We start from the raw sequence: 26,871 nt of genomic DNA, 5'->3' as shown, positions 1-26,871 counted from the left end.
TCCAGGATCTCACCTCGGGGAAATTCATGGCGAACGCTTTTGCCTCCGGCGGTTTGGCCGAGGTTGCGGGGGGCGGGCGTTTTGGTTCGGGTGCGGGTGGGTGGGGGCTGGTCGCGCGGTTCCTCGCGCCCCCTTACGGGGCGCTGCCCGGCGGCCGTGTCCTGCTATGGGGTTCGCTGGGTGGGAGGGGTGGTGGGGGTTTCGGCGGGGGGAGCGGCGGGGGGCGTGGCGTTGGCCGCCGCGATGGATTTCGCCGTGTTCGAGACGGCCTTGATGCCGAGGTACGCCGTGGTCATGCTGCTCACCGCCGTGAAGGCGGCGGTGAGGACGCCGATGATCACGGACTCGTTGCCGTTGAGCCGCCAGACGCCGAAGACCGCGACTCCGGCGATCGCGAGGTTGCTGACGACGACGGCGAGGAGGCCGTAGCGCGCACGGTCCTTCTCCAGCTGTATGTCCTGGTCCCGGCTCATCTTCCCCACCCTGGTGACGTGTTGACCCGCCAGAACCTAGCGGCGGCGGGTCACGACGCCAAGGAGATTCAGGACGTGGCGGGGAAGACGTCGTAGTCGCCCAGCAGGTCCGCGTACACGTCCACGGAGGTGGTGCCGGCGTTGTAGAGATCGATCTCGCCGTCGGTGCCGACCCTGGTCAGGGCGCGGCCGGCCGCGGTGTGTCCCTTGGTGAAGCTCAGCGAGTAGACGCCGGGGCGCGAGGTGCCGTCGGGGTAGGCGACGAGGTAGCCGCTGCCGGAGGGGGCGGGCACGGTCAGGTTCAGGTCGGCGGCGGTGACGCCGGTCGCGGGGACGCCGTGGGCGCCGGTGACCTTGAGCTTGAGGGTGGCGTGGGCGGCGAGCCTGGCGATCTTGCCGGTGCCGGTTCCGGTGCGGGTGTTGAGGACGCGGGCCGGGGTGACGGGCAGGAACTCCGAGCCGTTCGCGGTGGTGCCGTACCAGCCGGCGAGGTCCGCCACCAGGTTCGCCGACCCCTTGCTGCCGTTGTGCAGCACGACCTTGCCGTCGTGCACGGGGATCACGACCTGGGTGGTGGCCGTCTGGCCGGTGGTCCAGTAGGGGCCGCTCACGGCGGAGTCGCTGGTGCCGTGGGTGGCGACGGTCAGGCCGCCGGACGCCTTGGTGGTGGTCGCCGTGACGTCGAGGACCACTGCGGTCGCGTTCGCCGGGACGCCGTGGGTGCCGCCGACCGACAGGGTGAGCGAGTGGCCGCCCGCGACCGGGCTCCGGGTGCCGCCGGTGCCGGTGCCGGTGCGGGTGTCGAGCAGGCGGGCCGGGGTGACCGGGTGGTAGGTGTCGGCGTACTGGGCGTGGGACTGGAGGCCGACCGTGGCGACGGCGACCGTCACCGCGCCGGAGCTGCCGTTGTAGACGTCGACCGAACCGGTCGGGGTGACCTTCACGGTGGTCTCGGCGGTGGCCGTACGGCCGGGCTCGAAGGTGGCGGTGGAGGTGCCGGGGCGGGTGGTGCCGGCAGTGTAGAGGGTGAGCGAGCCGCTCGCCCTGGCGCCGGTGGCGACGATCTGGAGCTGGGCGGCGTCGACTCCCGCGGAGGCGGCGCGCAGGGTGGCCGCCGAGAGCTTCAGGACGCCGTGCGCGGCGATCGTCTTCCCGGTGTCGTACAGCGGGGTCATCGCGACGAAGGCGTCGGCGGCGTGGAAGGTCGTCCGGGCGGTGGTGGTGCGGCCGAACAGGTCGGTCTGCGTGAGGGTGGCGGTGTAGGTGCCGGGGGCGGAGTACTGGTGCTGCACCTGCTCGGTGCCGGTGGGCACGGCCAGGCTCTGGTTGCTGCCGTCACCGAAGTCCAGGGTCAGGCCGTTGATCTCCCACGGGGCGGACGACTGCGGAACGGTGAACAGCGCGAGCCCCGCTTCGACCTTCCCGGAGGAATCGGTGTCCGCGGTGCCGGAGAGCGACACGTTCGGTGCCTCCGCCGTCCCCGCCACCACCTGCGCGAACTGGTGGGCCGAGGACACACCGTCGGTGTCCGTCACGGTGATCTTCGCCTGGTACGAGCCCGGGGAGGCGTAGGTGTGGCCGACCGGGTCGCCTGCGGGGGCGGTGACGGGGGCGGTGCCGTCGCCGAAGTCGACGGAGTACGTGAGCGGCTCGCCCCAGCGGCTGATGAAGTCGTCGGTCCGCACCGACGTGCTCAGCGGTACCACTCCCGTCCTGGGTGACAGGCCGGCGCCGCCGGTCGGAATGGCGATGGTGTCCTGCCGCTCGAAGGCGCCCCGGTCGCGGTCGGCCGTCGGACCGGGGCCCGCATTGTCCACCAGCGGGTCGTCTACCCGTGGGGCGCCGGCCGCATCGGTGCCGAGTTCGCCGGGGGCGTCGGAGTCGGCCGAGTCGATGAGGGGGGACTGTTCGGGCGGCGCCTCGAGCCTCGCGCCGAGGCCGTCGATGTCGTGCGCGCCCTGTCCGGTCGCGTCCCGGAGCGCTGCCGCGGTGGCGTAGGAGGTACCCGCCCAGAGGTACTCGGTGCGCCGGGGGGTCGTGCCCCCCAGGGTGTTCGCCGCCACGTTGTAGTCCTCGGTGACCTGTCCCTCCGAGTCGTCCGACACCGTGTACAGGGGAGTGGTGGGCGACGGGCATGTGCTGCTCTGGAGCAGCTTCGGGGCGGTGACCACGTTGTTCTCCACCGTGCCGGAACTCCCGCCGTCCAGCGAGATCCCGGGGGCGCACGGCGAGGAGAGCGAGTTGCTCGTGAGGGCCACGCCGGCTGTTCCCGTTGCCGTGATCCCGCCCAGCCGCGGGTTGTCGATCACGTTGGTCGTCACCGTGACCCGGGCCGCGCCCTGCGCCGTCCGTACGCCGTACGCGTATCCACGGCCGATCGAGTTCCGCTCCACGGTCACGTCGGAGGAGGTGCCGTCCACGGTGATCGCGGTTCCCGTGCCGCCGTCATCCGGCCCGGGCGAGCGTACGAAGGCCAGCCGGTCGAGGGTGAGGTGGTTGGATCCCGTCGCCACCAACGCGTCCTTGCCGGTGTACCGGAGGATCAGCGACCGGAGCCTGACGTCGTGGACGCCCTTGAGGGTCAGGGTCGGCGCGGAGCCGGGCGCGGCCAGCCCCGCCCACGCCCCGTTGTCGCCGGGCATCGCGATGAAGGTGATGGGCGCCTCGCTGGTGCCCGACCGGGTCAGTGTCACCGCTTCCGAGTACGTGTGGCCGTCCGGCGACAGGATCGCAACGGTGTCCCCCGGCTCCACCACGTCCGCCGCGGCCTGCACGGTGCAGAAGGGCAGGTTCTGCGTTCCTGTCCCGCTGTCGCTGCACGCCACGTCCTGGTTCACGTACAGCGTCCCGCCGTCCCCCGGATCCGCCATCGCCGACCCGGTCCCCCAGCCGCTCATCACCCCCGCCGCGACGATCACGGCCAGAGACAGCCCGACGGCGGCTTGGGGTCTGTGCATGAGGTCTCCACGGTGCGTTTGCGGGCGCGGTCTCGAGATCGCCGGAGAGGATGAACAGTCCTGGGGAGCCCACCTGTTGGGACCCGGTGCGGTTCCGCTCGGCGTTGACATGCAGCCGTCATGCTCTCAAAGCGATCTCAAAGGAATGCCATGATCCGCTCCCGTCTTGCTCAAAACGGAGTCGGCCGGTGGAGTGCTGTCAGGCTGCACGCATGAGTGAGACGGTCTTTCGGTACACGCGCAGGCAGCGCTTGGTGATGTGGGCGTTCGCGGTGGGGATGGCGGTCTGGGCCGGGGCGGTGAGCGTGCGTGCCGCCAGGTACCTGGCCGACGGCCAGACCGGTTCTGCCATGGGCCTGTGGTTCATGTTCGGGTTGATACCGACCGTGCTGTTCGTACCGCTGGCGGGGATGCCGACGGGCTGGACGCGCATCGACGCGGAGGGCCTGCGTACCCGCGGGATGACCGGGCGCCGGCGGGTGGCCTGGTCGGAGATCGAGAGCATCCACCAGCTTGCGGGACGTGGGCGCAACGGGAGCATCACCCAGATCGGAGTCACCCGGACCGACGGCACGTCGTTCCTGCTGCCGATTCCCTTCACCTCGGGAACGATCGCCGAGGATCCCGATTTCTACGAAAAGCTGGAGCTGATGCGCCGGGAGTGGAGGAAGCGCAGCGGGGCGGGCGAGGCATCAGGGGCCGGGGTGTGAGAGCCGGGGGATGAGACGCGGGGAATGGGAATGACAACAGCCCCTCCGGAATCCCGGAGGGGCTGTCTGTTGTGGCTGGGGCCGGGGTCGAACCGGCGACCTATCGCTTTTCAGGCGATCGCTCGTACCAACTGAGCTACCCAGCCACGAGGTTTCACGTGAAACCCCAGCGGTCCTGACGGGATTTGAACCCGCGGCCTCCACCTTGACAGGGTGGCGAGCACTCCAAACTGCTCCACAGGACCAAGCTCTGCGTGCAACAGTGTTGCACACGATCTTGCGTGCCCCCAACGGGATTCGAACCCGTGCTACCGCCTTGAAAGGGCGGCGTCCTAGGCCGCTAGACGATGAGGGCTATCGGCCCGCCTGGGCGCTTCGTCAGCGCGTCGGGGACGTGAGAAGCATATGGGATGGCGGGGAGTATCGCCAAAACGGTTTACGGCGCCGAGGGCGAGGGTGTGCCGGTCGTGCTCCGTGAGGGTGACGGGCTCTGCGAGGGGGACGGGTTCGCACCCGGTTGGTTGTCTTCCGGGAGGTGACGGCTGACCTCGGCCGTCGTCTCGCCCAGACCGCCCAGTTTGATCTCGTCCCAGGCCTGGAGCCGGTGGCTGTCCCGGTCGAAGTAGAGGATCGAGGCCTCGATCGGGTCCGGGTACCTGCCCTCGACGGCCCGTAGCCCGCTGCCGCCCGTGGAGCCCTCCACGCGGAGCCGGGTGCCGTGCGGGAGGAGCTCCGTCTGCTCGTGATGGAGGTGACCGGCCAGCACCAGGGGCACCTCGCCGTCCGTCATCCGGGCCGCCGACGGCTCGTGGACGATCGCGACGTCCACCGGGGTGTCCGCCGCCCGCTGCTCCCGCAGGGCCGTGGCGAGGCGGTCCCCGGCCAGCTCCTCGGCCGCGTCGCCGCCGGGGACGGACGAGCGGTCGGGGGTGAACTGGGGGTCGCCGATCCCGGCGAAGCGCAGCCCGGCGACCGTCTCGGCGCGGCCGTCGTCCAGGACGTGCACGTTCTTCATCCGGGCGAGGTAGCGCTGGGTGGTGCGGGAGTCGTGGTTGCCCCGGACCCAGACGTACGGCACGCCCAGGTCGGCGATGGGGTCCAGGAAGCCGTTCTCGGCCGCGGTGCCGTGGTCCATGGTGTCGCCGGAGTCGACGATCACGTTCACCTTGTACTGCTCCACCAGCGAGGCGATGATCTTCCAGCTCGCCGGGTTCAGGTGGATGTCGGAGACGTGCAGGACGCGGAGGGTGGCCGGGTCCGGGGAGTAGGCGGGGAGCGTGGACGTGACGTCGTACAGCTTCGTCACGTTCGTGACCAGGCGGGCCAGTTCCTTCTGGTAGACGTCGAATTCGGTGACGATGCTGCGCGCGTTGCCGACCAGGGCCGGGGCGGAGGAGAGCAGGCCGGAGAACCTCGGTTCCAGGACCGACTCGGGCTTGAAGGTGGCGAACGCGGTCGCGCCGGACGAGGCCAGCAGGGCGAGGGCGAGACCGCCGGCGGCCAGGGCGCGGCGCGGGCGGCGGTAGACCGCGAGGCCGAGCGCGGTGGCGCCGGCGACGACGGCCACGCCGGAGCGTACGGCCAGGTCGAGGGTGCCGTGCTCGACGTCGTGGGCGACCTCGTCCTGGAGACCGGAGAGCCGCTCGGGGTGGTCGACCAGGGCCTGGGCGCGGACCGGGTCGAGCTGGTCGACGTTGACGTCGAGGCGGACGGGGCCGGAGTGGGTGTCCAGGTAGAGGGCGCCCAGCGGGGACACGTTGATCTTCGTGCCGCCGGTCAGGGACGGGCGCAGCGTCATCGTCGTGTCCATCGGACCGACCTGGGTGCGGACGTTCCCGACGACCAGCAGGCCGAGCCAGGCGCCGACGAGGACCACGGCAGCCAGACCGAGGACCCGGCTCCAGGCGGGCGGGCGGTGTGCCTCGGGGGCCAGTTCCAGCCCTGGCAGGCGGCCCCGGTCTCCGGTTCGGCCACGGACTCGGCCGCGGATCCGGCCGCGGACGCGGTCTCTGATTCGGGTTCGGTCTCCGGTTCGGGTCTGGGCCTGGGCCTGTGCCTGGGTTCGGGACTGGGCTCGGGTTCGGGACTGGGCTCGGGTTCGGATGCGGACGCGGGCCATTGGTGCCGTATGCCCAGGCTTGGGGGCTGATATGCGGGGGCTCGTGGCTTGTATGTCCGGGGGTTCACGACTCTCGTACGGGCGTTCCGTACCGGACAATGGGCCTGTGCTGGAGATGACGCGCGAGGAGTTCGAGGAACTGGTCGCCGAGGCGCTCGACCGGATCCCGCCGGAGCTGACCCGGCTGATGGACAACGTGGCGGTGTTCGTCGAGGACGAGCCCGACGATCCGTCGGACCCCGAGCTGCTCGGGCTCTACGAGGGGACTCCGCTCACCGACCGCGGGGAGTGGTACGCGGGTGTGCTGCCGGACCGGATCACCGTCTACCGCGGGCCGACGCTGCGGATGTGCGCGTCGCGCGAGGAGGTCGTCGCGGAGACCGAGGTGACGGTGGTGCACGAGATCGCCCACCACTTCGGCATCGACGACGCACGGCTGCATGCGCTGGGGTACGGCTGACGGCTGACGGCTGACGGCTGACGGGTGCGGTGCTCGGTGCGGTGCCGGGTGCTGCGCCGGTTGCGTGTCCTCTTGTGGGCGGCGGGAGTTGGGCAGGTTGACTCCTTTCTCCGCCCCCGGAGGTGGCCGCCGTGCGCCCCTTGTACGTACCCGTCCGTCTGGCCGTCACGGTGATGGCGGTCGTCGCGGCCGCCGCCGGCTGCGTGAGCGTGGGCGACGACGCGGGCAGGGCCAAGCCGTCGCACTCCGCGGGGCACCGGGACGGTGACGTGGCCGACGGCGGGTCCGCGGTGTCCGGCGAGGGCGGTGCGGGGTACGGCGGTGCCGGGGCCGACGGGAAGCGCGGGCACGGGGAGAAGGCGAAGCCGGGGGAGTCGGCGTCGGCGTCCGCGAAGCCGACGAAGGGGGCGAGCGCGGCGCCGGCGGTACCGGCGAAGCCGGGCGGCAGCGCGGCGCCGGGGGTGCCGGCCGGGCCGACGGGGGCCCAGACGACGCCCGCGCCGCCGGCGGCCTCGCCCACCCCACCGCCGGACTCCCCCACCCCGCCGCCCCCGGCGACGGACCCGCCGTCCGCCGAGCCGTCCTCGTCGGCGCACGAGGACACCGGGACGCAACTGGTCCAGCGGGAGCCGGCACCGGCGGCGGGGACCCCGGCGTAGGCCCGGAGGGCCGACGTAGGGGTGCGGGGGCTGAGCGGCGTTGCGGCGGGAGAGGAGTCCGGCGATCCCGGGTCGGGAAGAAGACGGGCGGGGTCCGCTGTTGAGGGGTCTGTAGGGCTGCGCGTCCGGTCTGTCTGATCCGGGTGGTCGGGTTGATCCGGTGTACGTGATCTCTGTGATCCGTGCGTCAAATGGATTGGCGTGAGCGTCGAAGGGTTCCGGTGAACCTGCTGTGAGCTGCGAGGTTGCGGCTCGGTTTGCCTTCGTGGGTGTTGGGTGCGTATGGTGGTAGATCGTTTGATCCCATTTGCCCGGCGCCACCGCAGAGCGCGCCGTGTGGCGCGTACTCTCCCTTGCCGTGGCGGACCGCATTGAGGCGGTCGTGAGCGAATCACGGAGTTGACGGGCGCGTGCCGAAGAGACTCCGGAAGGTTTCGCATTCGCATGTCCGTGTCCAGTAATGATCAGATCGTCGTGCCCGAGAACACCCAGGACGACGAACTGGTGACCCAGGTCTCCGAGGAGACCGCTGACACCACCGACACCACCACCCAGATCACCTTCGCCGACCTCGGTCTCCCCGAGGGCGTCGTGCGCAAGCTCGCGCAGAACGGCGTGACGACCCCCTTCCCGATCCAGGCCGCGACCATCCCGGACGCCCTGGTCGGCAAGGACATCCTCGGCCGTGGCCGCACCGGCTCCGGCAAGACCCTCTCCTTCGGTCTGCCCACCCTGGCCACGCTGGCCGGCGGCCGTACCGAGAAGAAGCGGCCGCGTGCCGTCATCCTCACCCCGACGCGCGAGCTGGCGATGCAGGTCGCCGACGCGCTCCAGCCCTACGGCGACGTCCTCGGCCTGAAGATGAAGGTCGTCTGCGGCGGTACGTCCATGGGCAACCAGATCTACGCCCTGGAGCGCGGTGTCGACGTCCTCGTCGCCACCCCGGGCCGCCTGCGCGACATCATCAACCGCGGCGCCTGCTCCCTGGAGGACGTGCAGATCGCCGTCCTCGACGAGGCCGACCAGATGTCCGACCTGGGCTTCCTGCCCGAGGTCACCGAGCTGCTCGACCAGGTCCCGGCCGGCGGCCAGCGCATGCTCTTCTCCGCGACCATGGAGAACGAGATCTCCACGCTGGTCAAGCGCTACCTGGTCGACCCGGTCTCGCACGAGGTCGACGCCGCCCAGGGCGCGGTCACGACCATGTCCCACCACATCCTCATCGTGAAGCCCAAGGACAAGGCGCCGGTCACCGCGGCCATCGCCTCCCGCAAGGGCCGCACGATCATCTTCGTCCGCACCCAGCTGGGCGCCGACCGCGTCGCCGAGCAGCTGCGCGACTCCGGGGTGAAGGCCGACGCGCTGCACGGGGGCATGACGCAGGGGGCCCGGACCCGGACCCTCGCCGACTTCAAGGACGGTTACGTCAACGTCCTCGTCGCCACCGACGTCGCCGCCCGCGGCATCCACGTCGACGGCATCGACCTGGTCCTCAACGTGGACCCGGCCGGCGACCACAAGGACTACCTGCACCGGGCCGGCCGTACCGCCCGCGCGGGCCGCACCGGCACGGTCGTCTCCCTCTCCCTGCCGCACCAGCGCCGCCAGATCTTCCGCCTCATGGAGGACGCGGGCGTCGACGCCGGGCGTCACATCATCAACTCCGGTACCGCCTTCGAGCCGGAGGTCGCCGAGATCACCGGCGCCCGTTCGATGACCGAGGTCCAGTCCGAGTCCGCGGCCAACGCGGCGCAGCAGGCCGAGCGCGAGGTCGCCCAGCTCACCAAGGAGCTGGAGCGGGCGCAGCGCCGGGCCGCCGAACTGCGCGACGAGGCCGACCGGCTGGTCGCCCGGGTCGCCCGCGAGCGCGGCGAGGACCCGGAGACCGCGGTGGCCGAGGCGCAGGCCCAGGCGGAGGCCGTGGTGGTCGAGGAGGCCGCCGTGGCGGCCGAGCCGACGGTTCCGGCGGCGCGGGAGACCGAGCGCCGGGACAACCGGGAGCGCGGCTTCGAGAAGCGTTCCTTCGACCGGGACCGGGACCGCGGCGACCGCCCGTTCAACCGTGACCGTGGCTTCGAGCGTCGCGACGACCGTCGTGACGACCGTGGCGGCCGTCCCTTCGAGCGCCGCGAAAACCGCGAGCGCGGTTTCGAACGCCGTGACGACCGTCGTCCCTTCGACCGCGACGACCGCGGCGACCGCGGTGGCCGTTCCTTCGACCGGGACCGCGACCGCACCGACCGTCCGTTCAACCGCGACCGCCGTGACGACCGTGGCGGCTTCCGCCGCGACGAGCGTCGTGACGACCGCGGCGACCGTGGCGGGTTCCGCCGCGACGACCGTGACGACCGCGGTGGCCGTTCCTTCGACCGTGACCGTGACGACCGTGGCGGCCGCTCCTTCGAGCGCCGCGACGACCGCGGCGGCTTCCGCCGGGACGACCGCCCGTCCGGCCACCGTGGCAGCGACCGCCCGTTCAACCGCGACCGCCGCGACGACCGTCCGGGCTTCCGCAGCGGCGGCCACAGCGGCCACGACCGCCCGTTCGGCCGCCGTGACGACCACCGCGGTTCGTCCTCCGGCTCCGTCGGCCGCCGCGACGACAAGCCGCGCTGGAAGCGCAACGGCTGACGCACCTTCATGAACGGCTGAGCGCCGCGTCCCGCACCGGGACGCGGCGCTCAGCCGTTTCCGGATCGCACGGCGGATCGGAAAGGGATTCCCATGAACCCGTGAGGTGACTGTAAAATCAGCGCACTTCAGAGGGGGACATGACAGCCGGGGGCGGGGCAGCCGAGCGGCGCGCGTCCTTCCGTTTCCCACGAGGAGGACTCACCTTGGCGCGTCACGCCTTCGTGTCCGTGCTGGCCGTAGCCGCCTCCGCCGCGCTGATCAGCGCCTTCGGCCCGCTGGGCAGCGCGGTCGCCGGGCCGGCGCAGGAGACGGTGGTCCCGGCCACGTACCGCACCACGTACACCTCGGCGCCGCTGTTCTCGTACGACGAGCGGACCGGTGGCGACGGGGCGGGCACACAGGGCGTGTTCCACCTCCTGGAGGGGCATCCGACCCCGGTGTGGACGCGGTACTCGGACGGCCGGTCCTTCGACGCGCCGCTGATCAACCTCACCCAGCAGACCGCCACCGGCAGCGACGTCCTCGCCTACCGGTACTCCGACGGGCGCATCGACCTGTGGGACGCGGTGGACGGCACGATCACCACCGTCCGGGTGCCCGGGGACCAGACCTACCTCGGCGTCTACGGCGGCACGGTCGTCACCTACCACCAGGTCACCGCCGAGGACGGCACCGTCACCAAGGTCAAGCACCTGCTGACCGCCGGCCCGGACGGCACCACCCGGGACGTGACCGTCGGCGGGGCCCCGGCGGGGATGATCGTCGGCGGGGTGCTCCGGGGCGACGCGGACGGACTGATCTTCCTGGCCAAGCTGGACGACGGCCTGCACCTGGCCGAGGTCGACCCGGCGACCGGGCAGGTGGAGAGCTGGACGCGCGCACTGCCGGCCGACGCCTACTACGTGAAGCTCTCGCCGCGGTACCTGGTCGCCTACACCGGTGCCCAGGCCACCACGGCGTACGTCTATGCGCGGGCCGATCCGGCGGCGGCTCCGGTCGCGGTCGCCCTGGACCGCGCGGCGAGCGGTTTCGCCACGGCCGACGACCTCGCGGTCGTCGGGGACTGGCTGGTGCACCGGCCGGGCAGCGGCGGGCAGGTGACGGCTGTCCCGATCGCGGGCGGTGACCCGGTCACCCTGACCGCCGCGTCCAGCCCCGGTGTCTCGGCCACGCCGGACGGCGGTGCCGTCGTCGTCGGCCGCACGGGTGCCGACGACTGGGGTGTGCAGCGCGTCCGGGCGGGGGCCGACGGCCGCCCCGTCGTGGAGATGGTCAAGGCGCTGCCGAAGCCGCCGTACCCGATCCAGGGCCTGTCGCTGGACCAGGGGCGGCTGGTCGAGGTGGACGAGAGCAAGTACGGCAACCGCGCCACCTATGGCCGTACCGTCGCCGCGACCGGCACACCGGCGTTCGGGGCGCGCGCGAACTACGGCGGCGGGAACGTCCTGCTGGGCGACTGCGCGCTGACGGACGCCGGCTGTTCGCAGCTGTTCGGTACGGCCTCGGGCCTGACCGTGTGGCTGATGCGCGGGGCGGGCGCCCCCGGCGACTCCGACCGGCTGCGGGCGAACGGCCCTGGGGTGGACCGCTTCTGGGACCGCGAAGTCCCGGCCGGCGGCCGGATCACCGAAGTCTCCGGCGAGTACGTCCTCTACACCACCGACACCCAGCAGTACGTCTACAAGACCGGTGACAGCGCGGGCCCCGAGGTCACCCGCAGCCCCGGCGCCGCCGCCCTCTCCGGCAACCTGCTCTGGACCGCGAGCGCCACCACCCCCGGGCAGGTCGGCGCCTACGACCTGGCGGCGAGGAAGACCGTCGAGACGCTCACCCTCGGCGACGGCGGCTGCGCGCCCACCGAACTCCAGGCGAACGGCCGCTACCTGTACTGGAACTGCGGCGGCACGACGGCCGGGGTGTACGACCGTACGGCGAAGAAGTCGGTGCCCGTGCCCGCCGACGAGGCGAGGCTCGGTGACGGGTACGTCGTCACGCACGACAAGAACGCCGGGCAACTGGTGCTGACGGCCGTCGCCGACGGGACTCCCGTCGGCCGGGTCGTCGGTGAACTGCCCGACACCGGTGTCCCGCAGCGGGACGTGCGCTGGACGGTCGACGAGTCCGGGGCGAACGCGGCCTACGTCGACGACGAGGAACAGGTCCACCTCGTACCGTCCGGGGTGCCGCAGCAGCCGCTGCGGCTGCTCGCCCCGGCACAGAACGCGGCCTCGGTCGACCCGGCGCCGGTCGACACGACCGCGGACACCCTGACCACCCTGCTGCTGTCGAAGCCGGCCGCGGGATGGCAGCTGACCGTGCGTTCGAAGGCGACCGGGAAGGTCGTGGACACCGCGAACAGCGGCGCCGAGGTGCGCGGTGAGCTGAAGGTCGGCTGGTTCGGCATGGACCGGACGGCCTCCGGGGACGTGCCGCTGCCGAACGGTACGTACGAGTGGACGCTGTCCGTCAGACCGGCCGACGGCACCGGGGCGGACCTCCGGGTGACCGGTTCGGCGCGGATCAAGACCGGCAGCCCGGTACGCCACGACCACGTCGGCGCCGACGGCATCGGCGACCTGCTCACCCTCGACTCCTCCGGATCGACACTGACCTTCCAGCAGGGCACCGGCAAGGGCGGCTTCGCCGGGACGGTCTCCGGGAAGGGCTGGTCGACGAAGACGCTCGCCGTGCCGTACGGCGACCTGGACAACGACCGCTGCAACGACGTGCTGGTCCGCACGCCCGGCGGCGCGCTGCGCGCCTACAAGCCCGCCTGCGGCGCCGCGCTCACCTCGTCGACGTCGTACACGACCCTCGGTGCGAGCGGCTGGAACCAGTACGACGTCCTCACCTCGCCCGGTGACCTGAACAGGGACGGCCGCCCCGACCTGCTCGCCCGCAACGCCTCCACCGGCGCGGTCTACCTCTACCGGACGACCGGCGCGGGCAGGCTCTCCGCGCGCGTGCAGCTGTACGGCAACTGGAAGACGTACAAGAAGGTCGTCGGCGCCGGGGACCTGAACGGCGACGGCATCGGGGATCTGCTCGCGCAGGACAGGGCGGACAACCTGTACCGGTACTACGGCACCGGCAAGGGCACCTTCGGGGGCCGGGTGCGGATCGCCGCCGGGTGGGGAGCGTCGTACAACGCGGTCGTCGGTGCCGGGGACATCACCGGGGACGGGAAGAGCGACCTGGTCGCGCGCGACACGGCAGGGAACCTGTACCGGCTGAGCGGCACCGGCAAGGGGACGTTCGCGGCCCGGGTGAAGATCGCGACGGGCTGGCAGGGCTACAAGGGCCTTTTCTAGCCAACTTGTGACGCATGTCACGCCCCCAGGGAGGGAATCGCTGGGGGCATGACAGATGACGCGACAGCCAAGTCGCCCTCCGGCCCGGCTCCCGGCGCGCTCTCCGACGAGGAACGGCTCGCCCAGCTCGGCTACACCCAGGTCCTGGCCCGCCGTATGTCGGCCTTCTCGAACTACGCGGTGTCCTTCACGATCATCTCGGTCCTCTCCGGCTGTCTCACCCTCTACCTCTTCGGCATGATCACCGGCGGCCCGGCCGTGATCACCTGGGGCTGGGTGGCGGTAGGCCTGATGACCCTCTTCGTCGGCCTCTCGATGGCCGAAATCTGCTCGGCGTACCCGACCTCGGCAGGCCTCTACTTCTGGGCCCACCGCCTGGCCCCGCCCCGCAGTGCCGCCGCCTGGGCGTGGTTCACGGGCTGGTTCAACGTGCTCGGCCAGGTGGCGGTGACGGCCGGCATCGACTTCGGCGCCGCGTCCTTCCTGGGCGCCTACCTGAACCTCCAGTTCGGCTTCACCGTCACTCCCGGCCGCACGATCCTCCTCTTCGCGGCGATCCTCGTCCTGCACGGCCTCCTCAACACCTTCGGCGTCCGCATGGTCGCCTTCCTGAACGGCGTCAGCGTGTGGTGGCACGTGCTGGGTGTCGCCGTCATCGTCGGCGCGCTGACCTTCGTCCCCGACCACCACCAGTCGGCGTCCTTCGTCTTCACGAAGTTCGTGAACGAGACGGGCTGGAGCAGCGGCCCGTACGTCGTCCTCCTCGGCCTTCTGATGGCCCAGTACACCTTCACGGGCTACGACGCCTCGGCGCACATGACCGAGGAGACCCACGACGCGGCGACGGCGGGCCCCAAGGGCATCGTCCGCTCGATCTGGACCTCCTGGATAGCCGGCTTCGTCCTCCTCCTCGGCTTCACGTTCGCGATCCAGTCCTACGACAAGGAACTGGCGTCCCCGACCGGCGCGCCCCCGGCCCAGATCCTCCTGGACGCACTCGGCGCGACCTCCGGCAAACTCCTGCTCCTCGTCGTCATCGGCGCCCAGCTCTTCTGCGGAATGGCCTCGGTGACGGCCAACAGCCGTATGATCTACGCCTTCTCGCGCGACGGCGCGCTCCCCTTCTCCCGCGTCTGGCACACGGTCAGCCCGCGCACCCGCACCCCCGTGGCGGCGGTCTGGCTGGCGGCCCTCTCCGCGCTCGCCCTGGGCCTCCCCTACCTGATCAACTACACGGCCTACGCCGCCGTGACGTCGATCGCGGTGATCGGGCTGTACGTGGCGTACGTGATCCCGACGCTGCTGCGGGTGCGCAAGGGCGACGCGTTCGAGCGCGGCCCCTGGCACCTGGGCCGCTGGTCGCAGGTCGTCGGCGTGATCTCGGTGACCTGGGTCGTGATCATCACCGTCCTCTTCATGCTCCCGCAGGTCTCCCCGGTCACCTGGAAGTCCTTCAACTACGCCCCGGTCGCCGTCCTGGCCGTCCTCGGCTTCGCCGCGATCTGGTGGCAGGCCTCGGCCCGCCACTGGTTCCTCAACCCGGACAGGGCACGCTCCCAGGACACCGCCAAACTGGTCGATCTCTGACCCACCGGACCCCGTCCGTCCCACGTCTGCCACGCGACGCGGCCACGACCCCGATACCCGATCGGCGAGACGCCTCCGTCCGGCTATGCTCGGGGAGGCAACATCGCCTGGGCCGTTAGCTCAATTGGCAGAGCAGTGGACTTTTAATCCATTGGTTGTGGGTTCGAGTCCCACACGGCCTACGGGTTGCAGGCGGGGGTTACCCCCTCTGTCCTGCTGTGCAGCGCCTGAGTCGACTTCGGTCGGGTCGGGCGCTGCTTCGTTCTCGGGCTCGTGCGTGAGCGATCCGTGAGCGGATGTGCCCGCGGCCGGCGGATCGGTTGGGGCGCGAGGTTCTCGCCGACGAGGCCGACCGGGGTTCAGGAGGTGCTGGTGCGGTGTGTGGTGAGCAGTCGGGTGGCCCGGGTTGCTCGTTCCTGCTGCCGCCAGGTACCGGGGGGTTGACCGTGGTGGCGGCTGAAGGCTGCCGCGAAGGCGTAGGGCGAGCTGTAGCCGATGGCGTCGGCGATCTGGTTGAGGGTGAGGTCGTCGGCGCGCAGATGGTCGCGGGCGAGGGTCATCCGCCATTCCGTCAGGTACTGCATGGGAGCCTGACCGAGTGCTTCCCGGAACACCCGGGCGAAGGCGGGCCGGGACAGGCCGCTGATCGTGGCGAGTTCCGGAACCGTCCAGGAACGGGCCGGATTCTCGTGCACGGCTTGGAGTGCGGCGCCCAGTCGCGGGTCGGCGGAAGCCCGGTACCAGCGTGGCGCGGTGTCGCTGCGGCGCAGGTCGCTGCGGATGGCCATCACGAGCAGCAGGTCGAGGAGGCGGTCCAGCACGATCTGCTGGGCGGGTTCGGTACGGAGCAGCTCGCGGGAGATCAGCGTGATGACCTCCCGAATGGGGTCGTCGATCGCCGCCGAGAGGGTCATGACCTGGGGCAGTGCCTCAAGCAGTCCGCTGCCGACATCGCCGGAGAACTGGTAGGCGCCGCACAGGAACACCGTGGCGCGCGGGTTGTCACCGGGGCCCACCTGGGCGTACCGCGCCCGGAACTCCTCCGGCTCCAGGCATTCGGCGCCCGGCTCGTGCCCGATGTAGTGGTTCGGTCCGCCGCGCACCAGCGTGACGTCGCCCGGAACGAGTTCGACAGCACTGCCGGGGGTGTCCAGCCAGAGGTAGCCGCGGCCGCGCACGACCGTATGCACCGAGAGCTGGATCGAGCCGCCCAGCCGCAACCCCCACGGTGGTTCGGCGACCGTCCGCGCGAACACCGCGCCGGTGGCGCGCGCCCGCAGCAGGTGGTCGGTGAGTAGGTCCATGTGCTCATGGTCAAGTGGGACGAGTGACAGCGTCAAGGTGCATCGCATGAGAGTCTCGCGCAAAAGATCGAGCGCTTCACGCATGGAGTCTCTCATTCGGTGCGCCGACGATAGAGCCATGAACAACGCAACGCCTTCCGTGCTCATCCTGGGTGGAACCGGCAGGACCGGCTCGCTGCTGGCCGGGGAGCTCAATCGGCGCGGAGTCACCTCCCGCACCGCATCGCGCAGCCGAGCCGATGTCCGCTTCGACTGGGACGATCCGGCAAGCCATGCGGACGCCCTGGCCGGCGTCGACCGCCTCTACCTGGTGACACCGACCATGCGCGTCAGCTACGCGGAGCAGGTCGCCGCCTTTCTGGACCTCGCGCAGGGTGCCGGCGTGCGCCATGTCACCTACCTGAGCGCCTATAACGCCGACCAGGCACCGCCCGGGATCGACATCGCGGCCATCGAGGCCGACCTCGCTTCCCGGCGCGCCCTGACGCACTCGATCCTGCGTCCCGCGTGGCTGATGCAGAACTTCGCCGACGACCACATGCCGGTCGTCGACGGAGAGATCACGGCTCCGAGCAACGGCGGCAGGGAAGCCTTCGTCGACGCGGCCGACATCGCTGCGGTCGCGGCCGAGACGCTGCTCGATCCCGAAGCCCACGCCCACGCCACCTACTCGCTCACCGGCCCCCGGGCCCTGACCTTCCAGGAGGTCGCGGACACCATCGCCTCGGTCAGCAGCCGCCCCGTCGTCCACAACGACATCGACCAGGAGGCGTTCCTCAAGGGTGCTGTCGCCGCGGGCGTCCCCGCCGACTTCGCCGTGCTGCTGCGCTGGCTCACCGACGCCCTCATCACCGGCAACGGCGCCCCACCCACCGGCGATGTCGAGAAGGTCACCGGCCGCGCGGCCACGACCTTCCGCGCATTCGCCGAGCGCAACGCCGGTGCCTGGAACCCGGAAGCGAAGTGACCATGGCCGACGACCTCGCAGCCACCACCTCGAAGGAGACCCCGCGATGATCGACCACGTCTACATCTCGGTGACCGACGTCGACCGCGCGGCCGCCTTCTACACCGAGGCGCTCGAACCGCTCGGCTGGCGGCAGATCGGTGCCTTCGAGTCGACCACCGACCACGTCCCCGACCTCTTCGGACTCTGCGACCGCGTGTACGGCTCGGGCAGGGCCATCGGCTGCAGCATCTGGCTGCGCAGGCGCACGAAGGGCGAAACCGGCCTCTACCTCGGCCTCGCCGCCGACAGCAGGGCCGAGGTGGATGCCGCCTACGCCGCGGCCCTGGCCGCCGGCGGCCAGGACGACGGAGAGCCGGGGGTGCGCGAGTACTTCTACAGCGGGTACTACGCCGCCAACGTCACCGATCTCGACGGGAACCGTCTCGAAATCGTCCACAAGGACATGAATCCGAAGCGCCCGGCCTGAGCGGTCCATGACCGGGAGCCGCCGGGTCCGGGCCACCCCCGCCCACCCTCACCGCGACAGAAGGCGACGGTGGTGCGCAGCTCGACGCTGAAGGCGACGGTGGTGCTCAGCGCACCCGGACCCCGGTCAGTACCCCGTCGCCCACCTCGTGCAGGTCGACCGCGAACTCCGCTGCCGAGGCGAGCAGTTCACGGAAGGCGGCCACCTGGTCGCGGTGGCTGACCGCGTTGTCGACGGTGAGGATGCCGTACGGCTTGAGGACTCGTCGCAGGTGCGGCCAGTAGCCGGCGTACGCCGGTCGTTCGGCGTCGAGCACGACCAGGTCGACGGACGCGTCCGGGGCGGCGGCCAGGGTCTCGGCGCCGTCGGCATGGCGGACGTCCGCATACTCACGTACTCCCGCCCGCTCCAGATTGGCCAGGGCCGCGGTGACCCGGGCGGCGTCGGTGTCCACGGTCGTCAGGCGGCCGCCGGTGTCGCGGAGGGCGTCGGCGAACCAGATCGCCGAGTAGCCGTTGGAGGTGCCGATCTCCAGGACGGACGTGGCGCGCCGGGCCCTGATCAGGGTCGAGATCAGCCGGGCCGCGTCCGGGGTCATGTTGCGCAGCCTCAGCAGCCGGTCGGCCAGCGGGCCGTCGTGCGCCCGGCCCTCCTGGTGGAGGTCGTCGAGAACACGCGCCAGCCGGTCGTCCATGGAGGCTCCCCTCGTCGGTGTGCCCGTCGTTGGTAGCACACCGGCCGGCGGGGTTCAGCCCGCGTTGAGTTCCGTCAGCTCGGACAGCGGCAGCGTGTGCTGGGTGTGCAGGACCTTGGCACGCAGGTAGCGGACGTTGTGGGCGGTGCTGAAGACGCCGGTCGGGACCCGGTCCCGGACGGTGACGCCGAGGCCGCGCAACTGCTCGGCCTTGTCGGGGTTGTTGGAGAGCAGGTCCAGCTCGGTGATGCCGAGGGCGGCCAGCATCTGGGCGGCGGCGGTGTAGTCGCGGGCGTCCTCGGGCAGGCCGAGGGCGGCGTTCGCCTCGTAGGTGTCGAGGCCCTGGTCCTGGAGGGCGTAGGCGTCGAGCTTGTTGTAGAGACCGATGCCGCGGCCCTCCTGGCGCAGGTAGAGCAGGACGCCGCCGCGCTCGGCGATGCGCTCGACGGCCTCGCGCAGCTGGGGTCCGCAGTCGCAGCGGGCCGAGCCGAAGACGTCGCCGGTCAGGCACTCGGAGTGCAGGCGCACCAGCGGCAGGGCGCCGGGGGCGGGCTCGCCCAGGACCACGGCGACGTGCTCCTGGCCGTCGGTCAGGCCATGGAACGTGACGAGTTCGGCGTTGACGCTGTAGCCGTCGGCGAAGCGCAGCGGGACCCGGACGCGGGCGCGCTGGGTGGCGGCGGGGAAGTCGGTCATCGGGTTCTCCAGTGTCCGGGTGCAGGACGGCAGTCCCGGTACGGGACGTCGCGGGAGCCTGCTTCAGATTTGAAGCAGATCCACGGCTGGAACCCTACCCCATGCTTTAAATTTGAAGCAACAGATTTCCGTACGGTTTCGGGAAATCAAGTGCACGAACAGGGTTCAGGATCCGGAACAGGGCGACGACGACCGGCGCCGCCACGGCAGCTCGTCCGACGTCGGCCGCGGAGTCGCCCCCTCACCCTCCAGCGCCCGCGCGATCACCGTGCCGATCTCCTCCAGCTGCTCCACCTGCTCGGCGGAGAGATGGTCGAAGACCGCCGCCCGTACCGTCTCCACGTGGCCCGGCGCCGTGCGCTCCAGCACCGTCATGCCCTCGTCCGTCAGGATCGCGAAGCTGCTCCGCTTGTCCCACTGGCAGTCCTCGCGCCGGATCAGCCCGTCCTTCTCCAGCCGGGTCACGGCGTACGTCAGCCGGCTCCGGGTGATCTTCGACTTCTCGGCGAGATCGGTCATGCGCAGCTTGCGCTCCGGCGCCTCGGAGAGGTTGGCCAGGATGCCGTAGTACAGATGGGGCATGCCGGCGTCCTGCTGGAGCTGCCGGTCGATCGCGTCCTCCAGGAGGTGCGTCGCCGCCATGTAGGCGCGCCAGGCGCGCTGCTCCTTCGGAGTGAGCCAGCGAGTCGTCATGGCACCAGTGTAGGTTTGTTTCAAACTTTAACCAAGCGTCCGTGTCAGAGCAGTCAGGCCGCTCCCCGTCAGCCGTACGGCCGGCCGGTCAGCCTGCTCGCCCGCCCGCCGAGAGTGAGCGCGTCCGATGCCGTACCCCTACGTTCTGCTGTCCGCCGCCGTCTCCCTCGACGGCTTCCTCGACGACACCGGCCCCGACCGGCTCCTGCTCTCCTCGCCCGCCGACTTCGACCGCGTCGACGAGGTACGGGCCTGCGTCGACGCCATCCTGGTCGGCGCCGGCACCATCCGCGCGGACAACCCGCGGCTCCTGGTCAACTCCCCGGAGCGGCGCGCGGCCCGGACCGCCGCCGGCCGGGCCGAGTACCCCCTCAAGGTCACGGTCACCGCGACCGGCGACCTCGACCCGGACGCGAAGTTCTGGCACACCGGCGGCGAGAAGACCGTGTACACGACGGACGAGGGCGTGCGGCGGGCCCGCGCCCTCGGGATCGCCGCCGACGTCGTCTCCCTCGGCGCCGACCTCGACTGGCGGCTGCTCCTGGAGCACCTGCACGACGTACGGGACGTACGGCGGCTGATGGTCGAGGGCGGCGGCACCGTCCACACCCAGCTGCTCCAGCAGGGCCTGGCCGACGAGCTCCAGCTGGTCCTGGCCCCCCTCCTCGTCGGCGACCCGAAGGCACCGCGGCTGTTCGGTCCCGGCGGGTACCAGGCCGGGCGGCTGCGGCTCCTGGAGACCCGCCGGATCGAGGACGTCGTCCTCATGCGCTACGAGCCCACGGCCCCCGGTACCGGCGGGTCGGCGGCCGCCGCGGACCGGCACTGGCTGCGGCTCGCCTGCGAACTGGCGGCAGAGTGCCCGCCCTCCCGGACCGCGTTCAGCGTGGGCGCGGTGGTCGTCGCGGCCGACGGCACGGAACTGGCCCGCGGCCACTCCCGGGAGGCCGGCGACCCCGTGGTCCACGCGGAGGAGGCGGCCCTGGCCAAGATCCCCGCGGACGACCCCCGGCTGGCCGCGGCCACGGTCTACACCAGCCTCGAACCCTGCACCCACCGCGCCTCCCGGCCGCACCCCTGCGCCGAGCTGGTCCTCCGGGCCGGGGTACGACGGGTGGTGACGGCGTGGCGCGAGCCGGACACGTTCGTGGCGGCGGCCGACGGGACGGGGATGCTGCGGGAGGCCGGGGTGGAGGTGCTGGTGCTCGGCGAGTACGAGGGGGAGGCGAAGGCGCCCAACGGGCATCTGCTGACCTGAGCCGACCTGAGCTGAGCCGATCTGAGCGGGCCTGAGCCGACCTGAGGCGTCCACCGGAAGTAACCCGTGTGACTCCACCTCTTCCGATGGCGTATGCTGGTTTCACCGACGCGGGGTGGAGCAGCTCGGTAGCTCGCTGGGCTCATAACCCAGAGGTCGCAGGTTCAAATCCTGTCCCCGCTACTGAAACTCAGGGCCGGAATCCAAGATCCGAGGATTCCGGCCCTGAGTCATGTCCGGGCACGTGTTCCTCATCACACACTTCCGTACTCATCCGCCCGGCTCACACCGTTCGCCCCACCCGCTCACAGCCGCAAACCTGGGACGGACAGGCATCGAACACACCGGACGCATCGAACACGTCGAGCACACCGCGCAAGTCGGAGGCACGGAACAGCAGAGGGGTCGTGCGGTGGGCGGCGCAGACGCGGAGCGGCACGGTCCGGCAGGCCCGGCATCCGTCACATCCGCCCGCACCCTCGCCCGCCTCCTGCCCGCGCTGCTGATCTGCGCCGGCATCTGCTACGACTTCGTCACCCCCGTGGCCTTCACCGCGGTCCCGTTCTTCACGGCAGCCCCGCGGTCATCCGCCGCCCCTGCTGCTGCCCGGCGACGGCGAGGTGTGCCCGGTGCGGGCGCCGGAGGCCGCGCTGCCGCTCGGGTTGGGTGAGCTGGGGGCGTGGCCCGACCGGGCGGCCGAGCACGCGTTCCCGAGCGGCGCCACGCTGCTGCTGTACACCGACGGTCTCTCCGAGGCGCGGGACGCGCACGGCCGGTTCTACGACCCGCAGCGGCGGCTGACCGGCCGTACCGCCGCCACTCCCGGCGCCCTGGTGGCCCGGCTCGCGGCCGAGGTCCGCCGGCACACCGGCGGCGGCATGACGGACGGCATGGCGCTGCTCGCCGTACGGCGGCCCTGAGCGGCGCGCGGTCACGTTCGGTGTCCGGACGACCGCCCTGCGCATAACAACTGAGTCACCATCAAAACCTGTGTGACTCCTGAGCTGAGCAGTGCACACCATCGACTCGACCGTTTTTTACCGGTCGTGGCAGGTAAGTCCATGCTTTGAAAGCTTAATGATCAAGACGAACTGCTTGGAATCTGGTAGCCGTGTCTATTAACGTTCGATAACGCAGCGCGGTCGTCCCAGCCGTCACCCGCGACGGCTCCGTGCGCACGCGCCGAATCCCGCAAGGGAACCGGGGAACCACCACCTTGGGGTGAATCGCACGGCTACCGCCGGGTACGAAACGGCCGGTATACGCGCGTAGGAGACCTTCCCGCTCCGAACCCGTCAGCTAACCCGGTAGGCAGCGGAAGGAAAGGAGTGCGCCCGCGTGGCGTCCAACCCGCCTGCTCCTACAGCCCCGTTCGTGCCCAGCCAGCGTCAGCCCGAGACCTTCGGCTACGGCGGCTACCGCGCCGACGAGGGCCCCTTCGAGGAGTGGAACCCCACCGAGGAGTCGCTCTCCGCGGCGCGCGGCCGGCACCGGGTCGCCAAGCAGAAGGGCGGCGGGCTCGCCCGCAGCTCCACGGTTCTCGGCGTCGGCGTCATCGCCGCCGTCGGCGCGGGCGGCATGGCCAGCGCCAACACCGGCAAGCCGCCGGTCTCCATCTCGCTGCCCGACCTGCCCTCCTCCGTCGACGCCCTGCTCGGCGAGGGCGGCGGCCACCAGGCCACCCAGACCGCGCTCAGCAGCGTCACCACGACGACCGCCACCGACGCGGACTCCTCCTCGTCCGACGCCGGCGAGGCACTGCGCAGCCGGATCATCGCCCAGGCCGCGCAGCAGCAGAACCAGCTCGACACCAAGGCCAGCGCCAAGGCCGTCGCCGCCGCCGACAAGGCGATCGCGGACGCCGAGGCCAAGGCGGAGAAGGCGGCCGCCGCCAAGGCCGCCGACGCCAAGGACAAGGCCGAGGCCTCCGCGAAGCAGAAGGCCGAGCAGGCCCGCCTCGCCGAGCTGGCCAAGCAGTACACGCTGCCCGTCGTCTCGTACACGATCACCGGCACCTTCGGCCAGGCCGGCTCCATGTGGGCCTCCGGCTACCACACCGGCCTCGACTTCGCCGCGCCCACCGGCACGCTGATCAAGGCCGTGCACAGCGGCACGGTCACCGAGGCGGGCTGGGCCGGCTCCTACGGCTACCGCACGATCATCACCCTCGACGACGGCACCGAGCTGTGGTTCTGCCACCAGTCCTCGATCGGCGTCAAGGTCGGCCAGAAGGTCGCCACCGGCGACGTCATCGGCCGGGTGGGCGCCACCGGAAACGTGACCGGCCCGCACCTCCACCTGGAGGTCCACCCGAACGGCCAGGCCACCGCCATCGACCCGATGACCTGGCTGCGCGGCAAGGGCCTCAACCCCTGACCCGACCTGACCTGCTGCAACCCGACCGGACGCGGATTCGGACCGCACCGACCGGCCCCCGGCGGCCCTGACGACAACCCCCCGGCGTCAGGGCCGCCGGTGTGCCGAGCCGCGGATTCCGCTTTTACGAGACCTTCGTACTCGACGGGATGGGTCTCCGGGCGACCCGTGTTGAAGTGGAGCATGACTGCTCTCCGCAAACTCGGCTCCTCCGACCTCGAGGTCTTCCCGCTCGCCCTCGGCGGCAACGTCTTCGGCTGGACCGCCGACGAGGCCACCTCCTTCGCCGTCCTCGACGCGTACACCGCCGCGGGCGGCAACTTCGTCGACACCGCCGACTCGTACACGGCGTGGATCGAGGGCAACAAGGGCGGCGAGTCCGAGACGATCATCGGCAGGTGGGTCAAGGCGCGCGGCAACCGCGACGACGTCGTCATCGCGACGAAGGTCAGCCAGCACCCCGAGTACCTCGGCCTGTCCGCCGCCAACATCAAGGCCGCCGCCGACGCGTCCCTGCGCCGTCTCGGCACCGACCACATCGATCTGTACTACACGCACTTCGACAAGCCCGAGATCCCGGTCGAGGAGATCATCGGCGCGCTGGACGAGCTGGTGCGGGCGGGCAAGGTCCGGCACATCGCCGCGTCCAACATCACGCCGGAGCGGCTCCAGGAGTCCCTGGACCTCTCCGACCGCGAGGGCCTCGCCCGGTACGTCGCCCTCCAGCCCCACTACAACCTGGTCTCCCGTGACACCTACGAGGGCCCCCTCCAGGACCTGGCCTCCCGCACCGGCCTCGCGGCCGTCCCCTACTTCTCGCTGGCCGCCGGCTTCCTCACCGGCAAGTACCGCCCCGGTACGACGGTCGACAGCGCGCGGGCGGGCCGGGCCGCCCAGTACGCCGAGTCGGAGCGCGGCCGGAAGGTGCTGGCCGCCCTCGACGAGATCGCCGAGACCCACGCCGCGCCCGTCCCCACGGTCGCCCTGGCCTGGCTGGCAGCCCAGCCCACCATCACGGCCCCGATCGCCTCGGCCCGGACGCTGGAGCAACTCCCGCCCCTGCTGGGCGTCGCCGACCTGACCCTGACGACCGAGGAACTGACGAAGCTGACAACGGCCTCCGCCTGACGGAGCCCCCGCCCCCCGCTCCTGCGCTGCACCCTTTCCGCCGCAACGCCGCTCGGCCCGTACGGCGTGTTCCGGCGGTGCCGGGCCGGGCGCGACCCGAAGCGCTAACTCCGGTACGGGTTGTAGGCCGGAGCGGCGGGAGAGGCCGGATACGGCACCGTCGCCCCGTAGGCCGGCGGCGCGTATCCGCCGTACCCCGGCCAGCCGCTCGGTGCGGCTGTCCGGGCCGCGTACTCCAGGGCCGGCCGCACCAGCTCCCGTCGGCTCCACAGCTCGGTCAGCAGCTCCCGTTCCCGCGCCACGAAGTCGGCCCCCGCCCGCCCCCGCCGCCCCCGGCGCCGCAGCAGCGCCAGCGTCGTCGCGTACCCCTCGTACTCGGCGACCGCCCGCCCCGCCGCCTTCCCGAAGTGGTACGCGGCGTACTCCCGGGCCATCTGCCGCGCCCGCATCGACCCGAGCACGAACGGCTCCGCCGTGCCCAGCCACCCCGCGTAGACGTACGCCGGCAGCTCCTCCCGTACGGCCCGCAGCTCCCGCTGCCGCGTCCAGACGGCCAGCCAGGTCAGCAGTCCGAACGCCGGCACCATGAACATGCCGTACACGGCGAAGAACCCGTACTGCCCGAACGTGGACGACCCGTTCCAGAACGCGTGCATGCTCATCGCGAGCAGCAGCCCGGCCACCGGCACCAGCGCCCGCCGCGCCCGCTGCCGCTCCCCGGAGAGCGCGGCGATGCCGAAGCCGATGCCGGTGAGGACGGTGAAGAGCGGATGCGCGAACGGCGACAGCACGATCCGCACGAAGAACGTCGCGGCGGTGACGGAGGCGATCCCGCTGTCCCCGCTCAGCTGGTCGGTCCCGAAGGCCGTACCGAGGTAGAGGATGTTCTCGGTGAACGCGAACCCGGTGGCGGTGACCCCCGCTATCACCACCCCGTCGACGATCCCGGTGAAGTCCCGCCGGCGGAAGAGGAACACGAGCAGGACGGCCGCCGCCTTCGCGGACTCCTCGACGACCGGCGCTATCACGGTCGCCCCGAGCGTGTCCGCGCTGCTCGGGTCCGCGGTCGCCGTCGCTATCCACCTGGTCGCGAAACTGTTGGCGACGATGGCTATCAGCGCGGCCGCGCAGGCGCCCCAGGCGAAGGCGAACAGCAGGTTCCGCCAGGGTCCTGGCTGTACCCGGTCCAGCCACCGGAACGCGCCCACGAGCAGCGGCACGGGCAGCACGGCGAGCCCGAGCCCGACGAGGAAGCCCTCGGTCCCGGTCTGCTCCCGCACCAGCGCGAGGATCACCAGACCGGAGACGGCCAGCAGCGTGCTCAGCGCCGTGTACCGCACCCAGCGCCGCTGCCACCAGCGGGGATGCCGCAGACCGTGCCCGGCGGGGTCCGGCGGATACGGCGGCCGCGGCGGCTGTGGTGAGTACTGCGGGTACGGCGGCGGGGAGGTGGCCACGGCATCGACCCTAACGAGGTGACTCCTGACGGTGCCGCTCGCTCTGCGGCACCCGGTGCTGTACGCGGCGGAAGAGCAGATCGTTCACCACATGTCCCTTGTCCAGTCCCTGGCCCTCGAAACGGGTCAGCGGCCGGTGCGCCGGACGTGGCGCGAAACCGCCCTCGGCCTGCGTGTTCTCGAACTCCGGGTGAGCGTCCAGCACTTCCAGCATCTGCTCGGCGTACGGCTCCCAGTCGGTCGCGCAGTGCACGATCGCCCCGGGCCGCAGCCGGGTCGCGGCGAGGTCGAGGAACTCGGGCTGGATCAGCCGCCGCTTGTGGTGCCGCTTCTTCGGCCAGGGGTCCGGGAAGTACACGCGCAGCCCGTCCAGCGAGTCGGGCGTGAGCATCTCCCGGAGCAGGATGATCGCGTCGCCGTTGCCGACGCGGACGTTGGACAGCCCGTTCTGGTCGGCGAGGTTGAGCAGGTTCCCCTGGCCCGGCGTGTGCACGTCGACGGCCAGGATGTTGACGCCCGGCTCCTCGGCGGCCATCTGCGCGGTCGCCTCGCCCATCCCGAATCCGATCTCCAGCACCACCGGGTCGCCGTTGCCGAACAGCTCGCCGAGGTCGATGACCCGCTGCCCGTCGATGTCCAGGCCCCACTTGGGCCACAGCCGCTGCAGCGCGTCGGCCTGCCCGGCGGTGACCCGGCTGCGGCGCGGCTGGAAGCTGCGGATCCGCCGCTCGAAGTGCGACCCGGCCGGATCGGCCCTGGGCCCGTCCGGGAACCGCGGCTCCCCCTTGGCCCGGGTGTGCCGGACGGACAGCCCGGGGGCGTGGTCGGGATGCGCACCGGGGACGTGCTCGGCGGGGCCGGTCTCGGCGGGCCGGGGGGCTTCGGGGGCGTTGCGGGAGTCAGACACAGTGCGTCGATT

The 26,871-nt window shown here is 71.5% G+C and carries 20 protein-coding genes, 5 tRNA genes, 1 pseudogene and 1 riboswitch; of the genes and pseudogenes, 14 read left to right on the top strand and 12 right to left on the bottom strand.

The features are described 5' to 3' along the window. Positions 1-164 precede the first annotated feature (164 nt). Entirely contained in the window at positions 165-473 is a 309-nt protein-coding gene (locus ACIQVL_RS48055) for a hypothetical protein (RefSeq protein ID WP_403478795.1), read from the bottom strand. Positions 474-541: 68 nt separating this feature from the next. After that, complete coding sequence (locus ACIQVL_RS48050) at positions 542-3,430, bottom strand: PKD domain-containing protein (RefSeq protein ID WP_403478794.1); 2,889 nt, start codon at positions 3,428-3,430, stop codon at positions 542-544. 212 nt (positions 3,431-3,642) lie between these two features. Between ACIQVL_RS48050 and ACIQVL_RS48045 the strand changes: the two genes are divergently transcribed. Continuing rightward, complete coding sequence (locus ACIQVL_RS48045; protein ID WP_403443987.1) at positions 3,643-4,140, top strand: PH domain-containing protein; 498 nt, start codon at positions 3,643-3,645, stop codon at positions 4,138-4,140. 72 nt (positions 4,141-4,212) lie between these two features. On the opposite strand, the gene ACIQVL_RS48040 is transcribed toward ACIQVL_RS48045, so the two are convergent. From ACIQVL_RS48040 to ACIQVL_RS48025, 4 genes are all read right to left on the bottom strand, one after another. Further along, positions 4,213-4,286 (bottom strand) — tRNA-Phe (locus ACIQVL_RS48040). 24 nt (positions 4,287-4,310) lie between these two features. Then, a tRNA-Asp gene (locus ACIQVL_RS48035) sits at positions 4,311-4,385 on the bottom strand. Positions 4,386-4,422: 37 nt separating this feature from the next. Further along, positions 4,423-4,495, bottom strand: a tRNA-Glu gene (locus ACIQVL_RS48030). A gap of 81 nt (positions 4,496-4,576) precedes the next feature. Beyond that, positions 4,577-6,259 (bottom strand): metallophosphoesterase, encoded by a 1,683-nt coding sequence (locus tag ACIQVL_RS48025; RefSeq protein WP_403478793.1) that lies wholly within the window; start codon positions 6,257-6,259, stop codon positions 4,577-4,579. Between the two features lie 106 nt (positions 6,260-6,365). Here ACIQVL_RS48025 and ACIQVL_RS48020 point away from each other — a divergent pair, with 106 nt between their 5' ends. The 6 genes from ACIQVL_RS48020 to ACIQVL_RS47995 all read left to right on the top strand — a co-directional run bounded on the left by ACIQVL_RS48020 (position 6,366) and on the right by ACIQVL_RS47995 (position 15,092). Beyond that, entirely contained in the window at positions 6,366-6,719 is a 354-nt protein-coding gene (locus ACIQVL_RS48020; RefSeq protein ID WP_218162377.1) for a metallopeptidase family protein, read from the top strand. A gap of 131 nt (positions 6,720-6,850) precedes the next feature. Then, entirely contained in the window at positions 6,851-7,378 is a 528-nt protein-coding gene (locus ACIQVL_RS48015; protein ID WP_403478792.1) for a hypothetical protein, read from the top strand. Positions 7,379-7,822: 444 nt separating this feature from the next. Beyond that, a complete protein-coding gene (locus tag ACIQVL_RS48010; protein WP_403478791.1) occupies positions 7,823-10,009 on the top strand; it encodes a DEAD/DEAH box helicase in 2,187 nt (728 codons plus the stop codon). 206 nt (positions 10,010-10,215) lie between these two features. Beyond that, the gene (locus tag ACIQVL_RS48005) at positions 10,216-13,323 is read left to right on the top strand and encodes an FG-GAP repeat domain-containing protein (protein ID WP_403478790.1); all 3,108 of its coding nucleotides are present in this window, start codon (positions 10,216-10,218) and stop codon (positions 13,321-13,323) included. 48 nt (positions 13,324-13,371) lie between these two features. Next, complete coding sequence (locus tag ACIQVL_RS48000) at positions 13,372-14,910, top strand: amino acid permease (protein ID WP_403443978.1); 1,539 nt, start codon at positions 13,372-13,374, stop codon at positions 14,908-14,910. 109 nt (positions 14,911-15,019) lie between these two features. Next, a tRNA-Lys gene (locus ACIQVL_RS47995) sits at positions 15,020-15,092 on the top strand. Positions 15,093-15,269: 177 nt separating this feature from the next. On the opposite strand, the gene ACIQVL_RS47990 is transcribed toward ACIQVL_RS47995, so the two are convergent. After that, a complete protein-coding gene (locus tag ACIQVL_RS47990) occupies positions 15,270-16,214 on the bottom strand; it encodes a cupin domain-containing protein (protein WP_403443975.1) in 945 nt (314 codons plus the stop codon). 118 nt (positions 16,215-16,332) lie between these two features. Between ACIQVL_RS47990 and ACIQVL_RS47985 the strand changes: the two genes are divergently transcribed. Together ACIQVL_RS47985 and ACIQVL_RS47980 are read left to right on the top strand one after the other, a co-directional pair. Further along, a complete protein-coding gene (locus ACIQVL_RS47985; protein ID WP_403443972.1) occupies positions 16,333-17,181 on the top strand; it encodes an NAD(P)H-binding protein in 849 nt (282 codons plus the stop codon). 46 nt (positions 17,182-17,227) lie between these two features. Further along, entirely contained in the window at positions 17,228-17,650 is a 423-nt protein-coding gene (locus ACIQVL_RS47980) for a VOC family protein (protein ID WP_403443970.1), read from the top strand. Between the two features lie 106 nt (positions 17,651-17,756). On the opposite strand, the gene ACIQVL_RS47975 is transcribed toward ACIQVL_RS47980, so the two are convergent. From ACIQVL_RS47975 to ACIQVL_RS47965, 3 genes are all read right to left on the bottom strand, one after another. Further along, positions 17,757-18,344 carry an O-methyltransferase gene (locus tag ACIQVL_RS47975; protein ID WP_403443967.1) on the bottom strand — a complete coding sequence of 196 codons (588 nt, stop codon included), beginning with the start codon at positions 18,342-18,344 and terminating at the stop codon, positions 17,757-17,759. A gap of 54 nt (positions 18,345-18,398) precedes the next feature. Continuing rightward, positions 18,399-19,040 carry a GTP cyclohydrolase II gene (gene ribA, locus ACIQVL_RS47970; protein WP_403443964.1) on the bottom strand — a complete coding sequence of 214 codons (642 nt, stop codon included), beginning with the start codon at positions 19,038-19,040 and terminating at the stop codon, positions 18,399-18,401. A gap of 165 nt (positions 19,041-19,205) precedes the next feature. Next, positions 19,206-19,733, bottom strand: a complete 528-nt coding sequence (locus ACIQVL_RS47965) for a MarR family winged helix-turn-helix transcriptional regulator (protein ID WP_403443962.1) — start codon at positions 19,731-19,733, stop codon at positions 19,206-19,208. Positions 19,734-19,860: 127 nt separating this feature from the next. Between ACIQVL_RS47965 and ACIQVL_RS47960 the strand changes: the two genes are divergently transcribed. The 5 genes and pseudogenes from ACIQVL_RS47960 to ACIQVL_RS47940 all read left to right on the top strand — a co-directional run bounded on the left by ACIQVL_RS47960 (position 19,861) and on the right by ACIQVL_RS47940 (position 24,495). Beyond that, complete coding sequence (locus ACIQVL_RS47960; RefSeq protein ID WP_403443959.1) at positions 19,861-20,991, top strand: dihydrofolate reductase family protein; 1,131 nt, start codon at positions 19,861-19,863, stop codon at positions 20,989-20,991. Positions 20,992-21,100: 109 nt separating this feature from the next. Beyond that, a tRNA-Met gene (locus tag ACIQVL_RS47955) sits at positions 21,101-21,174 on the top strand. Positions 21,175-21,569: 395 nt separating this feature from the next. Next, positions 21,570-21,911 (top strand): annotated as a pseudogene (locus ACIQVL_RS47950) (PP2C family protein-serine/threonine phosphatase); the annotation flags it as partial. Positions 21,912-22,161: 250 nt separating this feature from the next. After that, a riboswitch (cyclic di-AMP (ydaO/yuaA leader) is annotated at positions 22,162-22,322 on the top strand. Positions 22,323-22,329: 7 nt separating this feature from the next. Then, positions 22,330-23,367, top strand: coding sequence for a M23 family metallopeptidase (locus ACIQVL_RS47945; RefSeq protein ID WP_403478789.1), 1,038 nt, complete (start codon positions 22,330-22,332; stop codon positions 23,365-23,367). A 183-nt stretch (positions 23,368-23,550) separates the two neighbouring features. Then, complete coding sequence (locus ACIQVL_RS47940; RefSeq protein WP_403478788.1) at positions 23,551-24,495, top strand: aldo/keto reductase; 945 nt, start codon at positions 23,551-23,553, stop codon at positions 24,493-24,495. 104 nt (positions 24,496-24,599) lie between these two features. On the opposite strand, the gene ACIQVL_RS47935 is transcribed toward ACIQVL_RS47940, so the two are convergent. Together ACIQVL_RS47935 and trmB are read right to left on the bottom strand one after the other, a co-directional pair. Further along, positions 24,600-25,952 carry a PrsW family intramembrane metalloprotease gene (locus ACIQVL_RS47935; protein WP_403443953.1) on the bottom strand — a complete coding sequence of 451 codons (1,353 nt, stop codon included), beginning with the start codon at positions 25,950-25,952 and terminating at the stop codon, positions 24,600-24,602. A gap of 10 nt (positions 25,953-25,962) precedes the next feature. Beyond that, positions 25,963-26,859 (bottom strand): tRNA (guanosine(46)-N7)-methyltransferase TrmB, encoded by an 897-nt coding sequence (gene trmB, locus ACIQVL_RS47930; RefSeq protein ID WP_403443952.1) that lies wholly within the window; start codon positions 26,857-26,859, stop codon positions 25,963-25,965. Positions 26,860-26,871 lie beyond the last annotated feature (12 nt).

It is taken from the genome of Streptomyces sp. NPDC090499 (assembly GCF_044769305.1).
Lineage (GTDB): Bacteria > Actinomycetota > Actinomycetes > Streptomycetales > Streptomycetaceae > Streptomyces.
This window is presented reverse-complemented; position numbering and strand designations above follow the sequence as displayed.